Genomic DNA, 21,085 nt, shown 5'->3' on the forward strand with positions numbered 1-21,085 from the left:
GTTATTAACTAAAACTATATTGAGGGGTTTTTATGGCAAATTCATTAATGAACACAGGTATTAGTGGATTAAATGCAGCACAAAATATGCTTAATGTAATTAGCAATAATATCAGTAATGCGCATACAACAGGTTACAATCGTCAACAGCAAATTCTACGCCAAGCCAATGGCACTCAGCATAGTTTTGGCTTTGTGGGCAATGGCGTTTGTGTATCGTCCGTTAATCGTGCTTTTAACCATTTTGTCGTTGGTCAATTACGCCAATCACAATCACAAAATGGTTCTATTAAATCTTATTACGGTGAGTTATCCAAAGTAGATAATTTATTAGCAGAAAATGATAATAGCATTTCATCACAGCTTAACAATCTTTTTGCGAGTTTAAATAAACTTGCTTCAAATGCGGGAGATGCCTCAACAAAACAAACAGTGATTAGTGATCTCACTTCGTTAACCAGTCAGTTTAATAAAACAGAAACAAATTTGAAAAATCAAATTGCTAATATTAATACTGAATTAAGCAATAATGTTGATAAGGTAAATACCTATACCCAACAAATTGCTGAACTGAACCAAAAAATTTCACAACTACAGTCGGCAGGTGGTGGACTTGCGCCTAATGCATTACTTGACCAACGTGATCAATTGGTTAATGAATTAAGCGAAATTATTGGCATTACTGTTACTGAGCAAAATGGACAATATAATCTTTCACTGGCAAATGGTTTAAATTTAGTTCAAGGTTCTTCGATTAACTTATTATCGGTACAACCTTCAGCAGACGATCCTTCATTAAATACCATTATTTATACGCATCATTCAGGTGCAACCCAAGAACTGACCAGTCAGAACATTACATCTGGCACATTAAATGGATTATTAACCTTTCGTGAAGGACCGTTAACCGAGGCTCGCAATCAATTAGGGTTAATTGCGCTAAATTTAGCTGAACGTTTTAATCAAGTGCATATGTCTGGTGTTGATATTAATGGTAATCAGGGTGAAAAGTTATTTGATTATAATCATCCTAGTTGCGTTACTAACACGAAAAATCAAGGCAATGCCACAGCTAAGATCGAGTTTAACGCTGTGACTGAAGTAAAAGCTTCGGATTATAAAATTGAATTTGATGGTAATAATTGGGTTGTCACACGATTATCAGATCATCAGCAAATCACTCCGCAAATCGAAGAGGGTAAATTGGTTTTTGACGGGCTGGCTATCGAAATAAACGGTAATGCCGTTAGTGGAGACTCGTTTATCATCAAACCTGTTGCTGATATTGCCTCGTCATTACAATTGCAAGTAAAAGATGTCAATAAATTAGCAACCGGTATTAATGATGAAGAAAATGGTGCAGGTGATAATCGTAATGTAGCTAAATTGTTAGCAATCCAGCATGAAAAACTTGTGAATGGCACAACAACGTTAAAAAGTGCTTACACTCGTTTAGTTAGCTACATTGGTAGTGAAACTCAAACGGCGAAAATTTCGGCTCAATCAAGCAAAAATATTACCCAACAAATTTATGAACAAAATCAATCAATATCTGGCGTGAATATTGAAGAAGAATATATCTCTATGCAGGTCTATATGCAGTATTACCAAGCTAATGCAAAAGTGATTGATGCAGCCACAACACTATTTGATACCATTTTAGGTTTAACTAAATGATAAAAGGATAAAAAATGCGCCTTAGCACAAACTCACTCTATCAAAAAAACTTGCAAGGTATTTTAAATACCAATAGCAAATGGCAAAAATCAGGGTTACATTTAGCGACTGGCAAAAAGATTTTATCGCCTTCTGATGATCCCATGGGCGCATCACAATCATTAATAATCAAACAAGCACAAGCACAAAATGAGCAATTTCAAGCAACACGCGAAAGTGCTGATAAATTACTTAGCCGCCAAGACACTATCTTAGCGGAGGCCAATACCGTTATCCAAACCATTCAAGAAACATTGGTCTATGCTTCAAACGAAACCTTAAATGAAGAAAATCGACTCGATCTTGCTAATAAATTACAAGGTTTAAAAGATCAACTTTTGTCATTAGCCAACGCAAAAGATACTAACGGTAACTATCTTTTTGCAGGTAAGAAAAACGATACTCCCCCTTTTGTTATGAACGAATCTGGCGAAGTGAGTTACGTTGGCAGCACAACTTCGGTAAATGTTTTGATTGATGACTCGCGCGAAGTATCGCTAAGTTTTACCGGCATTCAAGTATTTATGACAGGCTCAAATGTTAAAGAATCTGATGGTTCACCAGCAGAAAGTAACCTATTTGCCAGTATTGATTATGCGATTGAAGCGTTAAAAATAGATCTAGATTACGATAACAAAGATACCGTTGAACAATTTAGAGCTGGATTATCAAAAGCTCGCCATGGCATAGACAATTCTTTTAATAATATTTCAACACTCAGAGCAGAGGGCGGCTCAGTCCTATCTGAAGTTGATAGGTTATTAGCGCTTGGTAAAACATTAGATATTGAATATCAAACGCAAATCAGTCAGCTTGAAGATGTTGATTGGTACGAAGCAATTTCTGAATATGTCATGCTACAAGCTAATTTGCAAGCTGCACAATATACCTTTATGACGATGCAAAATATGTCACTGTTTCAAATGAAATAAAGTGTAGAAAAACAACGAGTTGTTTACACTGCATGATTAAAATAATCTGCTAAAACCGCATAAGGCATTTTATCAAAAATCACCTTATGCATTTTGCTTAATTATAGTTATTAATCAATATTTTAATCTTCAATTTCCTATTTTTGGAACCGCTAAAATATGGATCGGCTACACTAATTCATACAACTTTTTTGAGGGGTAAGGTAAACTTATCACAACTAAAAAAAGAGCTAATATGAATAAGATTAAACGAAAAAGACGAACATTCAATGATAATTTTAAACACCAAATGGTCAGCCTTTATCAACACGGTAAATCACGTAGTGAAATCGTTGCACAATAGGATTTGACACCCGCTAAATAACGCAAGCAAGCCAAAGAGGCTCATTTAAAACAAAAGATAACCGCAGCCTACAAGAACAAGAGTTGATAGCTTTGCGCAAAGAGCTTAAACAACTTCGTATGGAAAACGACATTCTAAAGCAAGCAGCACTGATAATAGGGCGAAAATCACTATCCTAAAAGCAAATTGTTGTCGCGAATTTAACTTATATTCGAGTTAACCAACGTTGGAATTATTTATGTGTTTTAGTGAATTTATCCGATAGGCAGATTGTCGGTTATCATGTTGGTAAACATAAAACGGCAGAGCTTGTCATGTCGGCATTAAGCTAAATTAAACAACCATTATCGAGATTGAATTTATTTCATTCAGACCGAGGTAAAGAGTTTGATAATCGGTTATTAGAGGATTGTTTTAAGACATTTAATATCACGCATTCATTAAGCAAGAAAGACTGTCCTTATGACAATGCGGTAGCAGAAGCGACATTTAAAACAATTAAAACGGAGTTTGTAAAAGGCCAACGTTTCAACTCAACAACGGAGTTACAACGCGCTTTTTCGGCTTATGTCTACTGGTATAATAATAAACGATTACATTCTTCGTTAGGCTACTTGCCTCCCGTCGAATTTAAAAAACATTTACCCCTTAATTTTTTTGTTTGAAAATGTGTTGCCATTTCGTGCACTTTACCCCATTTTTACCCTTTTTTTGTCTCTATTTTAATATCAATAATAATCAATATGTTAAAATCATCCTCAAAAAAAGGGTTAGAAATTTAAAAATCAGGAACTGTTGCGGTTTGGCTTAGTCCATAGCTATTAAATTTGCCTTGTACTGGCTCTAGGCATTTTTCTTGCTTTATCCACAAAATAAATTTTTGCCCTGTACTTTTACTATGCAAATGAAAGTGTGGATATTGCAAATGAACGCTTCCCCACTTTTCAATCATTTTATTTTTTACTTCAGGTGTCCATTTTCCTTGTGCTGTTAATCGTTTTTCGGCACGCTTTAATGCACTTTGACCTTTCGGATTAACACGGCTAAAACGTAAATAGCCTTTTATCGTCGTCGGTACTGTAGTGATAGGCATCGGTAAGGCATAATCACGAATTGATGATTTTTGCTGTATATCTGCTTTAAGGTTTTGCAACTCCTGCTCGGTGCCCAATAGGCGAATCACTCCGCCTAATGTTTGGTGCACTCTGTAACAAGGAAAGCTAATTGCGATATTGCCTTGGTGATTGACCAAAATTTGGTGTAATGATTGCATCACTTGATTCATTACATCCACTTCGGTTATCTCAATTTGCGAAATCGCTCGCAACTCTAAATAGTGTGAGTGCATCTTATTTACTCCTTACCGCTGGCCCCAAATACACCACCACGAATTAATACCGCAATCACATAATGTTGCTGATCAAGCGCTGGTTTTTCACCTTTTAAAACCCAATTATCAAATAGGGTATAAAAGTCTGATTTCTGTTTTGGTTGGCGAAAAGCATGCCCCATTGAAGTAACCGAGCCATACGGTTCTATCGCTATTGGAAATTGTGCATTATCTTCATACCAAGTATCGATAGTTCGAATTGCATTACTGATTTTTTGTGAATGCATGGCGGCTTGTTGGTTCTTCTCATACAATACTTTACTTTTTGTTTTACCCGTATCTAGGATTAATTCTTGTGATGGATAGACTTCTTGACTTAAGCCCATTTTCAGTTTGGCTTCAACGTTAAAAATCACAAACTCTTTACCGGATAATCCAGCCTCAATCAGTTTGGCAAGATCATTTACCGATTTATCATCATAATCAAATACATTAAGCTGGTATTGTTTAACATCGCTGACTTCAATAAATGGTTTTTTATCATTTTTTCGAGTAACTGAAAGGCTAATGTGCTCCGCGGTCATACGATTACGCCATAACCAACGACCATTTAAGATATTAATGGCATAACGCTTAGCCAAGTTAAGCATTCCTTGCGTTTGAATATAATCCTGCGTTGTTTTTTCTAGTTCTTTTTGATATTCAATATCATTACACACGGAAGGTTTACCTAAAAATGGTAACACTTTACAGCTCCATGTCACGACCAAAGTATCTTTATCGGCATCTAACGCAGCAACATCAACTGTTTGTAAATTTGGCTTTTGTATTTCAGCATCTAATTTGGTTGGATCGTTTGCAACTGCATTTTTAAGACGATTTGAAATAGTGCCTCGGACTGATTTTTCAGTGACTGTAACAGGAGATAATTTATTGGAATCCGTATTATCTTGCTGTGCAAAAATCGCATCAGAAATATCAAAACTACGTTCAAAAGCAAGTACGCTGGCGGTGGTGATTTTATCTTTACTCATAATGTATTCCTTATTCTATAATTTTCTAAATTTACTTAATTGGTTTCTTGATTAATAACATAAATTTCTGCATCATTAGATTGCAATTCACTGCATTTATAACGCCAAAAAGCCTGTGATAAATTCTCTTCCAAGCGTAAAGGAAAGACCCATTTACCAAGCCCATAAATACACTCCACAAATTGCGTGGCATGCTCATTACTGCGCGCATGTTCAACCTTACCTGCTGAAAATAGTGGCGAAATAGCTTGATAGCCTAAATGTAAAGGCACAAGCCAACCGCGCCCTTGTTTAACCGATGTGGTTTGCCAGTGATCTTTTTCTTGAGGATGATGATGTGACATTGCGGTTTCAATCAAGGCATCAAGCGCTGTAGCATTAGGATCTTGTTGTTGTAATTCCGCAGTGATATCTTGCAAATCTTGTGGAGCCTCAACCAAAACAAAAGCGGGTAATAGTGCATTGATTAAGTGTTTATTTGATTTTGATGCAGAATATAGCGCGACTGATTCAATATCAACAACCTGCCCACCAGCAACACGTTGCTGGTAAAGTTTTTGTTTCATCTGTTGGATAAATGCTTGCTGTTCATCTGCATCATCTAATGTTTCACGATCTTCAATTTTTACCTCGACAAGCAAGGAAACATCTAGATGAACTCGCCCTTCTTCAATAATTGAACGGGTACTACCATTTTTAGCTAGTGGATTGCGTGTTAATCGAAAAGTATAATCCGCATAGTTATTAGGTCGATAAACTTGTACATTACATTCATGACATGCAATTAACACACCATCTAAGTAAATAGGATTTTCTGATTCAATTTTACGACTTAAAGCATGAATAGCGCCTAAAAACCCCGAAATAGCAGGGAATCCATACGTTAATGGGCTAGAAATTGCATTAGCATTATGAATTTTGACATGATCAAATAATAAATAATAACGTAATGATGCCATTAAAAGATCCCCTCCCGTTTACGTTGACTTGCTTTCACCGCAGCACTAAATTCGCGGCGCCATTCGCTAAATTCAGGATCCGCAAATTGCTGTTTAATATTTTTAAATTTTTCTTTTAAAGCATTTTGAACCCACTTGGCAAAACTCTTTTCTAAACTTTGTTGCCAATCGCCTTGTTCATACTGCTTTTTAAAAGCATCTTCATTCTCTAATTGGGCTCGCTGTGGATCAAGCCAAAGTTTTTCATGAAAATCGAGAGAATAATCACGGCTCCAACCGGCTGGTTGAGTAGTTTGAATATGGCGAGCAAACTTAAGTAGTAATGATAAAATCACCACAAACGCATCTTTACGATCATCTCGTTCTTCTACAATATTTTTTGGCGCTTCAACCATATCAAACAGTAATTTAAAACCAAATCGACAAAAACCTTGTAAAGAATGATTAAAAATGGTTTCTTGCTGTTTGCCTACCATTGGAAATGGCGAGTTTTTGAATTTAGGAGGTATGGAAGGCAATAAAAAATTACGCCCCATTTGACTACCAATAAGTTGGCTTGCATTTTGAGCATTACTGCCACCGAGCCTAACAACAGCCAGCTCGTGAAAAGAAAAATAAGGTTGATGCTCAACATCCTTTTTTCGGCGCAGTTCTCGTGCATTTTTATTTTCTTCCGAAAATCGTGTTTGTACCTTTTTATAAACTAAATGACACAAAGCACTAGGATGTAATGGAATCAATAAACGGTAATTATGTTCTTGCTGTGATAAATAAGTTTCTTCACTATTAGGCCAGAAAAATTGCTTATTAAGTTCCGAAGCCTGCGCATCACTCCAATTATCTCTAAGTAACTGCTGAAAATTTTCCAAATAAAGAGCAGATTTATTTTTATCATCAGATAAAGCTTCTTGAACAGCAGGGTGATTATTAATAATAAGCTGTAAAATTGTTATATCATTTTTAACAGTTTGATTTAGTAATCCAAATATATCTAAGGATGCAGCGCTACCTGTTGCATCAAAAGGCAGGACATTTACTGTAGAAGATGATACAAAATTACCTAAAGTATTAGGTTTTACCTGAGTATTATAATTAGCATTACAAGCCTTAGAGCTAGGGTGAATTCCCTTGGAGAGATGCGTTGCGATAAGAAGCCATGAAATACGACGAATAGCTGCATCTTCCATCCACGCTTCAAATTCAAATCGCTTGGCTAATTCATCTAATTTTTGCTGAGCTTCATTAACTGCAACTAAATCACCCACTTCTTTTGCTTTTTCTAGCTTAGCGGTTTCACTTTTATAATTACTATTATTGGCAAGTCGCTGTTGCAGAAAATCTAAAATTACTTTTCTTATATCTTGCCAAGATATGTTATCCATTGGCCCTCCTTATATTTATCTTAAATTTTAATAAAATTAGAATAAAATAAATCAGGCTAAATATCAAACAAAAAATGATCAAAAAAAATAAACATAAAAAGAAATAAAAAAAGAAAAGATAAAACTTAAAAGGATAGATATTAATTAATATTAACCCAAAAAATTAACTAATTTAGAGAGTGGGACTTAATTTTTTTATAAACCGCTTATTCAGCGGTAAAATACTCTTTAAAGAAAAGAAAATACTTAAAATTTCTCAGCAACCTATACGGCTGTCCATTCAGAGTATAAAAGAATTACCTCACTTTTACTAGCAACCATTATTCACCTGACGATATTTTGTCAAAAAGTTTCAGGTAACTATGTGTTTCAGTATAAAAACAAGATTCTTTTATTCTTGCTTTTTATAAAATCCAAAGTAAGGATGAAAATACCAACTGTAATTACGATATAAGTTTACGCTACAAAATTCATTCGCTAATCGATATGGCGTTTTATTTGGGAAATATTCGGCTATTTTTGCTATGGCTTGCTCGACACTATTAATTAGCCAAGGTTGGATGCTAGGATTAGCAAGTGACCAGTTTTTATATTCAATTATACTATTTTGGGTATCTTTACAGCAGTCATCTGGTGTTTGCCATGCGATATCTGCATAGCTAAATTGGTAATTTCCATCATCGTCAAGTTGGCAAATATATTCATCTTGTGTCTCATCATTCCCTCTAAATGGTGAAATCGCCTGTAAATGCACACAATGGTGATGAGCTAAACCTTGTTGCCAATAGCTGGTCACATAATTACTTTTACGGACATTAATCGCAAACAGATCTGCCATGACCTTATGTTCTAATTCAGCTAGCGTTAGTCCATCTTCAGGGCAAGACTTAATACGTGGAACCGCATCAATATTTACTAACTGATGCCCAGGAATTAGTTCATTTGTTTTATGGGTTTTCAGCAAGAATAATGGCTCTTCTTCAAATCCTGGTTTAGAAAAACAGGCTTGATCCGTACGATATTTAGATTCAATTGCTTTTAAATTCGATCCTAATATGGCCACATTGGCCTTTTGTGCAATTTTTTGTGGTCGGTGACGCCATACCCGTCCAACTAACTGAATAATAGATCGCATGGATGATGGTTCTACAATTGCCCAATCATAATCGTGATCACGCCCGACTTCGGTGACTGGCGTGCCTATCACAATAAAGATATGGTTTTCTTTATTGCTACTTTTTATCGCTTGGAGAATTTCGGGTTGGCTAAATAGTGCTTGTTCATCACTGCGATTTAAAATTCTATCGAGTTTTTCTTCTAATTGGCTACGCAATAACAGCAGTTGCCGAGCATGATAGACCACGATATGAAAAGCGGTATCATTAGGTAACTTCTTTTGTGCATAAATTTGTTGTGTAAGTGAAATAACATCTTCTATATGGGCAAAACGCATTAAACCAATACTAACTTTTTTTTGTGATTTTTTATCTATTTGATGATGATCTTGGTGAAATTGATAAGCTTGATCTAATAGTTGCTTAGCCAGTACACCATAATTAATTTTTTGGTTTTCTGTTTTATTTTCTTGGTAATTTAATAGATCTAAAATATGCCCTTGGCGACGGATTGCACTTTGTGCTAATTGATGAATGCGTGTTGCTACAAATTGTTGATGGTGCTCGCTAAACGTTTTAGTATCAGCAATTTGGGATATCGACTGTTGATATTCATCAAACCAGCCACATACAATAGTATTATCGGCATATTGATTATTTTGATTCCAAATTTTTCGCCCGGCTTGGTAAGCGTCAAATAATCCGGCAATTAAATCTGGCGTTAAGGTCGCCGATGACAGTAGTACTTTGCTCCCAAACAATCCGGCTAAATGCACTAAACGCGCTAGCGCTGGCAAATCGTGTTGATCAAAATCATCCGGCTCATCTAAAATCAGATCTGAGGTTAACAATCTTAACGTTGGTGCAATATATTTACCGCCTCGCGTACATTCGCTCGCTTGGATAATATGGTCAATAGTGCATGTCACAATGGGCGCATAGAGTAATTGTCTTGCTTTGCTGTTTTCGATAATGGTACCTAATTCACAATCAGCAATACCACTTTCTGCTACATCAATATATTCATCAAGTAACGATTCGATAGATTCACTACCTTGGTTTTCTGAATTTTTTGGAGAATCGTTTTGTTGTATTTCTTCATTACTTAGCTCAAACAAGGTTTTTGTGGCTCGCCCACCCACTAAAATCGCCAGATGTTCATCACTTAAGTGTAATCTTTCTCTTAATGCTTTACCTGTTTGCAACGTTAAAACACGTAATCCCAATGCAATGGTAAAACGCACGCCACGTTTAGGATTTGAAAGCGCATACATTATTCGCCCATTGGCTAAGGTTTTACCGCAGCCAGTCGATGCCATATTCACACCAAAAAAGCCACATTCATCAGACATTTGTTGATAACTTTTCGCTAAATCAAAAGCATGATTTTGCCATTGAAATCGTTTTATGGTTGTTCGTTTGGTAAAGGGTTTATGCTGATTAATTGCGGGTAATTCAGTGATTATTTTAGGTAATAAACGAGCAAAGCGGGCTGAAAAATTAGCTACACCGATTAAATGATCATCTAAACATTGCTTCGCTTTTTTCAGGTAATTGGTATTGGCAATTAAGATTGCTTTATGTTTTTCGGCTTCTTCATTTGCTAAAGATAAACTTGAGTAGTTATGATCAGCCACCATTAAGCTTAAACGTGAAATATGCAATAAAAACGCGTCAATATTAGACAATTGCATTAAGGGAACATGATTTAGGGCTTTGGCTGCATAACGGCTTAGTTTTTTCAGCCAAGGCTGACTTAAGGTAATATCGCTTTTAAGCTGCCAAAAATCGTTGGGTGAAGTGTGTTGACTATGACTATTTTTAACCCATTTATCAATTGCCTTAAATGTTTTATAAAAACTTCGGATAGTTAAACCAGATATATCAAAATCTATTTTCTGTAAATTTTTAATATCCCCCGTTAATGAATCCGGTAAAAACGGCATTCTATGATGCGACACAATGAGCCACGCAATCCATTGTGCCAATAATGGTAACTGCGTAAGATCATTTTTTTCAACTTTGGTAAGCTGCTTGTACCAATTAGGATGTTGCTGTTGATATTGAGTAAAATGCGCTAATCGATTAAATAAGGCTTCGTTGGTGGTGCAGTCTTGAATCATTAATAAAAATAATTGCAACGAAATCCATTCATGTCGATAAGGATCAGCCGCCACAGCCGTTTCTGCTCGTAATTTAGATTGAAAACCAACCGTTGCTTTGCCTAAATCATGAAGTAGGGCTGCCATAGTTGTGATCAATTGAATAGCGGTTGCATATTGCCAACAATTTTCGCTGTCACTGCGTAAAATATTACGTTTAGTACGATTAGTTGGGACTCGTCCCTCTTGATTAAACTGACTACGATCGCCCACAATCCACAAAAGATCAGTTAAATTTTTACCATGTGTCCAATAACATGCAACAGCAGTATTTTTTCGTGCAGTTTTGCGTAATAATTTATAAAGCGTTTGTAACCCAGCTTCGGTCATCGGGCTTTGCCATGTCCGTTCACCGCAGCGCTCAGCAAACTGATCGATAATCCGCCGTGTTTCGGTTAAGGCGTTCTTTTTGCATTGACTAACAAGTAAAATATTCATATTTGAGCTGCTATCTGTTTTAAAGTATCAATAATCCTATCAAGTGCACCTAATTGGGCAAATTGCGCAATACATGCCATACGAAATTCTTTTTCACTGTCGCCTTGTTTGGCTGATAAAAAAGCTTGAGGTAATACAATGCCATCTTTAATAATATCTGCCGCATCAAAAACTAAGCCACCACGCCTAGTTTTTCCGTGTAAAATAGCCAGCCCATGTGGTAAACCTAATACCCAACAAGCCGTTGCGCCAAGGCCATAGGCTAAATAGTTACCATGATCTAAAAATTGATTAGCGGGATCATGACTTTTGCCTCGTGTGCCTTGTTCTCGTTTAAATTTGTCATCTTGTAAGGTTAATTGATTTGCCATTCCATAAAGACGTTTGCTAATTCGCCCTTCTGCAGCTAAAAGTGCTTGGCTGTTATCAACATCGGTAAATTGTTGTGTTGCATCAGTAAGAATATGCGCTAACTGCGTTTTATCAACATCCCAATCAAATTGTGGCCAACATTCACTAATAATATTAAGCCGTGTTTGTTGCAATAATTTAGCTGCTTGTAATCGACGTTTGTCATCAAACCAAAATTGACACCAACTTTGTAGGTATTGTGTCGGACGATATTCACTTTGTGGTGAAAAAAACTGACAGGCAAATTCAGATTCGGTTGATGAAAATAGAGGCGTTCCGCCTCCGCCACAAAAGCCAATCATAACGCCTGCCCGTGAAAGCTCTCGCACTGCCGCTTGCGTTAATGATGTTCCCGTGCCTAATAAAATACAGGTGGTATTTGCTATTGGGATATTCCAATATAACGACTGCTGACCTTGCTCGGTCACATACTCGACTCGCCCGCCATTAACCAAAACACGGCAATGCTCTAAATAATAAATATTGGCTCGCTTGGAATGCATGATCGTTTTTAGATCAGAAGAATGAATCATATCCATGATGATAACTGATTAAATTAATTGAAATATAGCCAATAAATTAACATTATTTTATATGAAAAACGAGCATTTTATTGTCTATTACGAGCAATTGAGTGATTGCAAAGTTATTAGATTATGGCAGGGATTTTTAAAGACGAGCGATGCTCGTCTTTATCTTTGTGATTAGCAATAAAGTTGCTGTAATGGCGTTACAGTTTGTGCTGGATCGTAATCTAGCGCTGCAGTTGTAGCATAAGCAGCATTCATGGTGGTATCGTAATGTACCTTATATTGAATGGCACTTCGACGCAATATTTTTGACGCTTCAATGGCTGCTCGTCCAGAAGTGGTATTAAGAATGTAGCTATATTCGCCATTTTTTATATGGTCATGGATATTTGGTCGACCTTCGTTTTCTTTTTTTACAATTTGGCATGGTATATCTGCTTGTTGTAACACTTTTGCCGTGCCGATAGTTGCATCGATACTAAATCCATGCGCAATTAATCGTTTAGCAACTTCTAACAGCCTTGTTTTATCCTGATCACGAACCGATAATAATGCTTTTCCTGATTTTTTCATATTCGATAGGCTACCAAGTTGCGCTTTAGCAAAGGCTTCAGCAAAGGTTTTACCGATTCCCATCACTTCCCCCGTTGAGCGCATTTCCGGACCTAAGATCGGATCAACACCACTGAATTTATTAAATGGCAATACCACTTCTTTTACCGAATAATAAGCAGGAATCACCTCTTTAGTCACTTTTTGCTTAGCAAGCGATTGCCCTGTCATCACGCGAGCGGCAATTTTAGCCAGTGGTAAACCTGTTGCTTTTGAGACAAACGGTACGGTACGTGCTGCACGAGGATTAATTTCAATCAGATAAATTTGGTTATCTTTGATGGCAAATTGTCCATTCATTAAGCCTTTTACATTAAGTTCAAGTGCCAATTGTTTGGCCTGCTGTCGTAGTTTGTCTAAAATATCTGCGTTTAAGGTGTGAGTTGGCAGTGAGCAAGCAGAATCGCCTGAGTGAATGCCTGCTTGTTCAATATGTTCCATAATGCCACCAATCACAATTTGTTCGCCATCAGCAATCACATCAATATCCACTTCAATGGCATCATCTAAAAAGTGATCGAGTAAGACTGGTGCATTATTTGATTCGCTTACTGCGGTTTTAAAATAACGCCTTAAATCTTGTTCATTATAGACAATTTCCATTGCGCGCCCCCCTAATACATAAGAAGGTCTAACCACTAATGGATAACCTATTTTTTCTGCTTTGATGACTGCCTCATTAATATCGGTTACTGTTGCGTTGACAGGTTGTTTTAATTTCAGTTTATCGACGATTTCTTGAAAGCGTTGACGATCTTCGGCTTTATCTATAGCATCGGGTGAGGTACCAATAATTGGTAGGCCAGCGGCTTCAAGCGCACGAGCAAGTTTTAGCGGTGTTTGCCCACCGTATTGCACAATAACACCATTTGGTTTTTCAACATGTGCAATTTCAAGCACATCTTCAAGCGTAACTGGCTCAAAATAGAGGCGGTCAGAAGTGTCATAATCGGTTGACACAGTTTCGGGATTACAGTTAACTATAATGGTTTCATAACCATCCTCACGCAGAGCTAATGCCGCATGCACACAGCAATAATCAAACTCAATACCTTGTCCAATCCGATTAGGACCACCACCTAGGATCATAATTTTTTTACGGCTAAATTGAGGATTAGCTTCACACTCTTGCTCATAGGTTGAATAAAGATAAGCGGTATCTGTTGCAAATTCAGCTGCACAGGTATCTACCCGCTTATAAACAGGGTGAATATGATATTGATGACGTAAATCGCAAACCGATTGCTCAGTAGTATTAAGTAGTTTGGCAATGCGTAAATCTGAAAAACCTTTACGTTTTAATTGCCATAATGTTTCTTGATCTATCTGTGCTAGTGACTGCTCTTTTAGCTTGTTTTCAAAATTAACTAGATCTTCAATTTGCACCAAAAACCAACGATCTATATTGGTTAATGTAAAGATCTCATCTAAACTCAATCCAGCCCTAAAGGCATCGGCAATATACCAAATACGATCGGCACCCGCTTCTTGGAGTTCATAACGAATTTTAGTGATATTTTTTTCATCGGTATAATCATCAATTTTAGGATCAAAACCTGAAGCGCCAACTTCAAGCCCTCGCAATGCTTTTTGTAATGATTCTTGGAAAGTACGCCCAATAGCCATGACTTCACCAACCGATTTCATTTGCGTGGTTAAACGATCGTTACAGCCCGCAAATTTTTCAAAATTAAAGCGTGGGATTTTAGTGACCACATAATCAATCGACGGTTCAAATGAGGCGGGGGTTTTACCGCCAGTAATATCATTAGATAATTCATCAAGAGTGTAACCAACTGCCAACTTAGCTGCAATTTTAGCAATTGGAAAACCAGTAGCTTTAGAAGCTAACGCTGATGAACGTGATACTCGCGGATTCATCTCAATGACAATTAATCGTCCGGTTTTAGGGTCGACCGAGAATTGCACATTGGAACCACCAGTTTCAACGCCAATTTCACGCAGTACGGCAATTGATGCATTACGCATGATTTGATACTCTTTATCTGTCAATGTTTGTGCTGGCGCAACGGTAATTGAATCACCGGTGTGAATACCCATTGGATCGAAGTTTTCAATTGAGCAAACAATAATGCAATTGTCATTTTTGTCTCGCACCACTTCCATTTCATACTCTTTCCAACCTATTAATGACTCATCGATGAGCAGTTCATTAGTCGGTGAAAGATCAAGCCCACGGGTACAGATTTCGTCAAATTCTTCTGTGTTATACGCAATTCCGCCTCCTGTGCCACCCATGGTAAAGGATGGGCGAATTATGCAGGGAAAACCAACTTGCTCAAGAACGGCATACGCTTCTTTAAGCGAATGAGCAATGCCTGATCTTGCAGTATCAAGACCAATTTTTTTCATAGCCTCATCAAAACGTTTACGATCTTCGGCTTTATCTATAGCGTCGGCTGTTGCGCCAATCATCTCGACATTAAACTCTTTTAATACGCCTTGTTTTTCAAGCTCTAATGCACAGTTTAGTGCTGTTTGCCCCCCCATGGTTGGTAAAATAGCATCGGGTCTTTCTTGTTCAATAATCTTGCGAACACATGTCCAATCAATTGGCTCGATATAAGTGGCATCGGCCAATTCAGGATCCGTCATAATAGTAGCAGGATTGGAGTTAACTAAAATAACGCGATAGCCTTCTTCACGTAGTGCCTTACAAGCTTGTGCACCGGAATAATCAAATTCACATGCTTGACCAATAACAATTGGGCCTGCGCCAATAATTAATATACTTTTGATATCTGTTCGCTTAGCCATAATTATTGCTCCTGCTTATAAATTTTAATTAACTCAATAAAATGATCAAAAAGAGGTGCGGCATCATGCGGCCCGGGACTGGCTTCTGGGTGACCTTGGAAGCTAAAAGCTGGTTTTTGGTTGTGATGAATACCTTGCAGTGAACCATCGAATAGTGATTTATGCGTCACGCGTAAATGAGCGGGTAAACTTACTTCATCTACTGCAAAACCATGGTTTTGTGCGGTAATCATCACCTGATTATTTTCCAGATCTTTCACAGGGTGATTTCCGCCATGGTGACCAAACTTCATTTTTATCGTTTTGGCACCACATGCCAGCGCTAAAAGTTGATGGCCTAAGCAGATGCCAAAGATAGGAATATCAGTGTTTAAAAACTGCTTAATAGCCTCAATTGCATAACTGCAAGGAGCGGGATCACCTGGACCATTAGATAAAAATATTCCGTCAGGCTTTAATGCAAGGACTTCTTTTGCTGTTGTTTTAGCTGGTACGACTGTTAATTTACAACCACGCTCAACTAACATGCGCAAAATATTGCGTTTTACGCCAAAGTCATAGGCAACAACATGGTATGGTAATTGAGTCTCTGGTATTGGATTAGTCTGCTGTTGTTGCCCTGTCCATAATATGCCTTCAGTCCAAATATAACTTGATGAACACGTCACTTCTTTAGCTAAATCAAGCCCACTTAATCCTTTAAAATTTATCGCCTGCTGTTTGGCTATTTCGGCTTTTTCAAGTAAGGTCTTTTTATCCGTTGCCGTTATGATAACACCATGCTGTGCCCCTTTTTCACGCAAAATACGCGTTAAGCGCCGTGTATCAATATCAGCAATGGCAATAACATTATGCTTTTTTAAATAGCTGGAAAGATCGAGTTCGCTTCTGTAGTTGCTAGCTAATAATGGCAAATCGCGAATAACCAGCCCTTTTGCATAAACTTGACCGGATTCGGCATCATCATCATTTGTCCCTACATTACCAATATGAGGATAGGTCAATGTAACCAATTGTTCACAGTAAGAGGGATCGGTAAGAATTTCTTGATAGCCGGTCATTGAGGTATTAAAAACCACTTCTCCAACAGTTTGACCATCAGCACCAATGGATTTTCCGATAAATTGCGAACCATCTTGTAACATAAGCAGGGCATAAGTTTGCATGATTAAAAAGACCTTTTGAATAATTTATCGATATTTTTGAATATAAATTCAAATTAATTTATCTATAAAGATACAATAATTGACCATTTTATTACACTTTTTTGTACAAAAGAAGCAATATTATAAAAATTATCTTAATAAATAAGTCTAATTTTTGAGACACCTCTCAATATAAAGATAAAATATTGGGATGATTATAATGTTTAACTTGAATTTGCATAATTATTCAAATAGAATTATTTGAATAATTACGGTTATTAGGAGCAATATTATGCACGGTTTTTATCAGCGCCATTTTTTACGATTACTCGACTTTAGCCCTAGTGAAATCAATCAATTAATTAATCTTGCTATTGAATTAAAACAAGCCAAACAACAAGGGCAAGAACAACAACATTTGATAGGTAAAAATATTGCATTAATTTTTGAGAAAGACTCTACCCGTACTCGTTGTGCTTTCGAGGTTGGTGCATTTGATCAAGGTGCTAATGTCACTTATTTAGGACCAAGTGGTAGTCAAATTGGGCATAAAGAGTCAATTGCAGATACTGCGCGCGTACTGGGTCGAATGTATAACGGAATTGAGTATCGTGGTTATGGCCAACAAATTGTTGAAACGCTAGCAAAATATTCAGGAGTGCCAGTTTGGAATGGTCTGACGACCGAAGCACATCCAACCCAAATATTAGCTGATTTTATGACAATGAAAGAGCATATAGGAGATCGCCCATTAAGCAGTATTAAATTTGCCTATTTAGGCGATGCTCGGAATAATATGGGAAATTCATTAATGGAAGGTGCTGCGTTAATGGGGATGGAAATTCGATTAGTGGCCCCAAAAGCTTGTCAGCCGGAAGCCGAACTTGTGCAAAAGTGCCAAGATATTGCCAAAACAACCGGTGCCAAAATTATCTTAACTGAAGATGTTACTTTGGGCGTTAAAGATGTTGATTTTTTATACACTGATGTATGGGTCTCAATGGGGGAGCCAAAAGAAGTCTGGGATGAACGGGTTAAATTATTAACGCCTTATCAAGTAAATGAAAATGTAATCAAACTTACCAATAATCCCAATGTCAAATTTATGCACTGCTTGCCAGCTTTTCATGATACCAATACGACAGTGGGCAAACAGATGGCAGCACAATATGGTTTAATCAATGGGCTTGAAGTAACTAATGACGTATTTGAATCTGAGCATAGTATTGTATTTGACGAGGCGGAAAACAGGCTACATACCATTAAAGCGGTAATGGTTGCAACATTAACCAAAGACGAATAATATTATCACAATCAATACAAAGGTGTTTTGTTAAAATAAGCGCCTTTCTTTTTGCCGACTTAATGTCGGCATAATTTTATCTAAAAAGAATATTGAATCATGACCAAACAAGAGCGAAATAAAGATTTTAAAAAATACCTAAAACTGACCAATCCCATTCATTTCTTAGCAGTAGGATTGGGTAGTGGCATGTCACCGATTATGCCAGGTACCATGGGTTCATTAATGGCAATCCCGTTATGGCTTTTGTTCTATGGATTACAGCCAGCTTTATACTGGATATTTATTTTAGTGACTTTTATTTTTGGTTGTTTTATTTGTCAAAAAACCTCGGATGATACACATACTCACGATTCAGGGCATATCGTTTGGGATGAATTTGTCGGCATGTGGATCACCTTATTTTTTATTCCGCAACTTTCAGTTATGTGGGTTGCCATAGCTTTTGTGGCATTTAGAGTGTTTGACATGGTAAAACCTTGGCCAATTCGCTGGTTTGATAAACGTGTACCGGGTGGATTTGGCATTATGGTAGATGATGTGCTTGCCGCTATCTTTTCATCATTCACCGTTTATGCCATGACATTGATTATTTAAGATGAAATTTTATACTAAAACACATGCTTTCCTGAAAGTTTTTGACAAAATTAGACTAAAACATCTTTTGTGACCAACCTAATTTGGTTGAAAGATTATTAAAGTAATCATAATCTTTGGTATGAATCAAATTAAATTCATACGATGAACGACGAATAATTACATCCTGTGTTGGTTTGACCGGTAAAATAATTTGGCTATCACAGGCAATATTTATATCAAGCGCAGTTGTTGGAAATTTAAGATGAATAGGATTATCTCCCTTAATAACTAATGGTCTAACTGCTAACGAATGCGGAAACATTGGTGTAATAATTAATGCGTCTAAATGAGGCGCTAAAATAGGTCCACCCGCTGATAGTGAATAGGCAGTAGAGCCTGTCGGTGTTGCAATAATCAATCCATCAGCCCGCTGTGAAAACGCATTGCGTTCATTAATGTAAACATCATAGTCAATCATATGGGCAACCGTATTGGGGGTCACAACAATTTCGTTCACAGCAAAACTTGAATTAATTAAATTGCCTTCATCATAAATAGAAACTTCTAGTAAAAAGCGAGGGTCATTGTCATATTCGCCGGCAATCACTGGGCTTAATTGTTCAATCACTTGTTCGTGTGATATGTCGGTTAAAAAACCTAAATTACCACGATTGACACCGATCACTTTAATTTTATATGGAGATAAGTAACGCGCAGAACGTAACATATTGCCATCCCCCCCCACAACAATGGCGAGGTCAGCTTGCTGGCCAATTGTTTCTAAAGAAGCATAATGGCTAACGGGAAATTGAATATGGTCCTCCAAGCGCTCTTCAACTAACACACGAATACCAAGTTTAACAAGCCAATCATAAAGCACTTGATGGGTTTCAATTGCTTCTAACTTACGCGGAAGTCCGATGAGACCAATGCATTTAAATGGAGTTTGCATAAAATATCCTTGTAATTTTTTACATAAAAAATATGTATTTTTTCGTCACAGGTCAAAAAATTACATATCAATGTACCAATAAGCTTGTAATCATAAAAATTGTCCCCATAATAACCGTTATTCACTAAGTTTTCGACTACATTATTTGGAGTACCTTATGACAGAACAAGATAAAAATACGTCAGAAAATGAAACTAGCATTGACACACCAGCAGAAGAAACAATCGAACAACAAGCAGCGTCACAACCTAATTTTGAAGAGCAATTAAAAGCGAAAGAAGTTCGCATTACAGAGCTTGAGCAAGCATTGCAATTAGCGAAAAAAAATGAAAGCGAAGCGATGATTCGTGCACGAGCTGAAATTGATAATGTTCGTAAACGTGTTGAGCAAGATGTTGATAAAGCACGTAAATTTGCACTAGAAAAATTCTCTAATGAATTATTACCAGTTATTGATAATCTAGAACGCGCTTTAGAATCAACAGACAAAGCTAATCCAGAACATAAGGCCACTGTGGAAGGGTTAGAATTGACATTAAAATCATTCTTAGATACGGTCAAAAAATTTGGTATTGAAGTAATTAATACCGAAGATTCACAATTAAATCCTGATGTACACCAAGCAATTAGCATGGTTGAATCGCCAGAACATCAATCAGGTCAAATCGTTAATACCATTCAAAAAGGTTACACCTTAAATGGTCGTTTAATTCGTCCTGCGATGGTCATTGTTGCTAAATAGTTTAGTTTAAATGGATAACCGCCAACCATTTTGGCGGTTAATTTTATTTATTCCGTTGTTCTTCACGAGCAAGCTTTTTCATTTTTTGCTCGATTCGTTGACGTTTTAATGGTGAAAGATAATCAACAAATAGTTTACCTTTTAAGTGATCCATTTCGTGTTGAATACAGATAGCAAGTAGTTCATCGGCGTCAATTTCATAAGGATTGCCATTACGATCAAGTGCTTTAATTTTGATTTTTTCAGCCCTTGGTACAAACCCGCGACAATCAGGTACTGATAGGCAACCTTCTTCAATACCGGTCTCACCTTCTTGGCTAATGACTTCTGGATTGATAATCACATAAACTTGACTTTTATCTTCTGATACATCAATCACAATAATTTGCTCATGCACATCCACTTGAGTTGACGCAAGGCCGATTCCGTTTTCGGCGTACATGGTTTCAATCATATTATCAATGATCGTTTGTAACTCTGGTGTGAACTGGGTAACAGGCTTAGCAACTTTGCGAAGTCGCTCATCAGGGAAACGTAATACCGGTAAAATAGCCATAAATTATTCGATCTACTCCTCAAATTTCGGGTTTATTCAAACTTTTGCACATTGTAAACATTTATCA

General features: G+C 37.0%; 15 protein-coding genes and 1 pseudogene. 6 read left to right on the plus strand and 10 right to left on the minus strand.

The annotated features are described in order from the left end of the window. The first annotated feature begins 32 nt into the window (after positions 1-32). From flgK to GQ593_RS05980, 3 genes and pseudogenes are all read left to right on the plus strand, one after another. On the plus strand, positions 33-1,676 hold the full coding sequence (flgK, locus tag GQ593_RS05970; protein WP_160431228.1) for a flagellar hook-associated protein FlgK: 1,644 nt from the start codon (positions 33-35) through the stop codon (positions 1,674-1,676). Between the two features lie 14 nt (positions 1,677-1,690). Further along, positions 1,691-2,647, plus strand: coding sequence for a flagellar hook-associated protein FlgL (gene flgL / locus GQ593_RS05975; protein WP_160431229.1), 957 nt, complete (start codon positions 1,691-1,693; stop codon positions 2,645-2,647). A gap of 235 nt (positions 2,648-2,882) precedes the next feature. Then, positions 2,883-3,655, plus strand: a pseudogene (locus tag GQ593_RS05980) (IS3 family transposase). Positions 3,656-3,768: 113 nt separating this feature from the next. On the opposite strand, the gene cas6f reads toward GQ593_RS05980, so the two are convergent. From cas6f to carA, 8 genes are all read right to left on the minus strand, one after another. After that, positions 3,769-4,338: a type I-F CRISPR-associated endoribonuclease Cas6/Csy4 gene (gene cas6f, locus GQ593_RS05985; RefSeq protein WP_160431230.1), complete on the minus strand. Its 570-nt coding sequence runs from the start codon at positions 4,336-4,338 to the stop codon at positions 3,769-3,771. Positions 4,339-4,343: 5 nt separating this feature from the next. Then, positions 4,344-5,354: a type I-F CRISPR-associated protein Csy3 gene (gene csy3, locus GQ593_RS05990; protein ID WP_160431231.1), complete on the minus strand. Its 1,011-nt coding sequence runs from the start codon at positions 5,352-5,354 to the stop codon at positions 4,344-4,346. A gap of 35 nt (positions 5,355-5,389) precedes the next feature. Beyond that, positions 5,390-6,313, minus strand: a complete 924-nt coding sequence (csy2, locus tag GQ593_RS05995) for a type I-F CRISPR-associated protein Csy2 (protein WP_160431232.1) — start codon at positions 6,311-6,313, stop codon at positions 5,390-5,392. Next, positions 6,313-7,695, minus strand: coding sequence for a type I-F CRISPR-associated protein Csy1 (csy1, locus tag GQ593_RS06000; protein WP_160431233.1), 1,383 nt, complete (start codon positions 7,693-7,695; stop codon positions 6,313-6,315). Before csy1 ends, csy2 begins: the two co-directional genes overlap by 1 nt. Positions 7,696-8,086: 391 nt before the next feature. Further along, complete coding sequence (gene cas3f, locus GQ593_RS06005; RefSeq protein ID WP_160431234.1) at positions 8,087-11,410, minus strand: type I-F CRISPR-associated helicase Cas3f; 3,324 nt, start codon at positions 11,408-11,410, stop codon at positions 8,087-8,089. Further along, complete coding sequence (gene cas1f, locus GQ593_RS06010; protein ID WP_160431235.1) at positions 11,407-12,360, minus strand: type I-F CRISPR-associated endonuclease Cas1f; 954 nt, start codon at positions 12,358-12,360, stop codon at positions 11,407-11,409. The genes cas3f and cas1f overlap by 4 nt, the downstream gene beginning before the upstream one ends. A 165-nt stretch (positions 12,361-12,525) precedes the next feature. After that, on the minus strand, positions 12,526-15,741 hold the full coding sequence (carB, locus tag GQ593_RS06015; protein WP_160431236.1) for a carbamoyl-phosphate synthase large subunit: 3,216 nt from the start codon (positions 15,739-15,741) through the stop codon (positions 12,526-12,528). Between the two features lie 2 nt (positions 15,742-15,743). Beyond that, the gene (carA, locus tag GQ593_RS06020) at positions 15,744-16,907 is read right to left on the minus strand and encodes a glutamine-hydrolyzing carbamoyl-phosphate synthase small subunit (RefSeq protein WP_160431237.1); all 1,164 of its coding nucleotides are present in this window, start codon (positions 16,905-16,907) and stop codon (positions 15,744-15,746) included. Between the two features lie 271 nt (positions 16,908-17,178). On the opposite strand from carA, the gene argF reads away from it, so the two are divergent. Next, on the plus strand, positions 17,179-18,189 hold the full coding sequence (gene argF, locus GQ593_RS06025) for an ornithine carbamoyltransferase (protein WP_160431238.1): 1,011 nt from the start codon (positions 17,179-17,181) through the stop codon (positions 18,187-18,189). 99 nt (positions 18,190-18,288) lie between these two features. Then, entirely contained in the window at positions 18,289-18,786 is a 498-nt protein-coding gene (locus tag GQ593_RS06030) for a phosphatidylglycerophosphatase A family protein (protein WP_160402161.1), read from the plus strand. A 55-nt stretch (positions 18,787-18,841) separates the two neighbouring features. On the opposite strand, the gene nadK is transcribed toward GQ593_RS06030, so the two are convergent. Beyond that, positions 18,842-19,720, minus strand: coding sequence for an NAD(+) kinase (gene nadK, locus GQ593_RS06035; RefSeq protein ID WP_085247585.1), 879 nt, complete (start codon positions 19,718-19,720; stop codon positions 18,842-18,844). A 157-nt stretch (positions 19,721-19,877) separates the two neighbouring features. Here nadK and grpE point away from each other — a divergent pair, with 157 nt between their 5' ends. Further along, positions 19,878-20,462 carry a nucleotide exchange factor GrpE gene (grpE, locus tag GQ593_RS06040; RefSeq protein ID WP_085247586.1) on the plus strand — a complete coding sequence of 195 codons (585 nt, stop codon included), beginning with the start codon at positions 19,878-19,880 and terminating at the stop codon, positions 20,460-20,462. 43 nt (positions 20,463-20,505) lie between these two features. On the opposite strand, the gene def is transcribed toward grpE, so the two are convergent. After that, positions 20,506-21,018 carry a peptide deformylase gene (def, locus tag GQ593_RS06045; RefSeq protein ID WP_085247587.1) on the minus strand — a complete coding sequence of 171 codons (513 nt, stop codon included), beginning with the start codon at positions 21,016-21,018 and terminating at the stop codon, positions 20,506-20,508. Positions 21,019-21,085: the final 67 nt, after the last annotated feature.

The sequence above is a fragment of the Gilliamella sp. Pas-s25 genome, from assembly GCF_009795885.1.
Lineage (GTDB): Bacteria > Pseudomonadota > Gammaproteobacteria > Enterobacterales > Orbaceae > Gilliamella.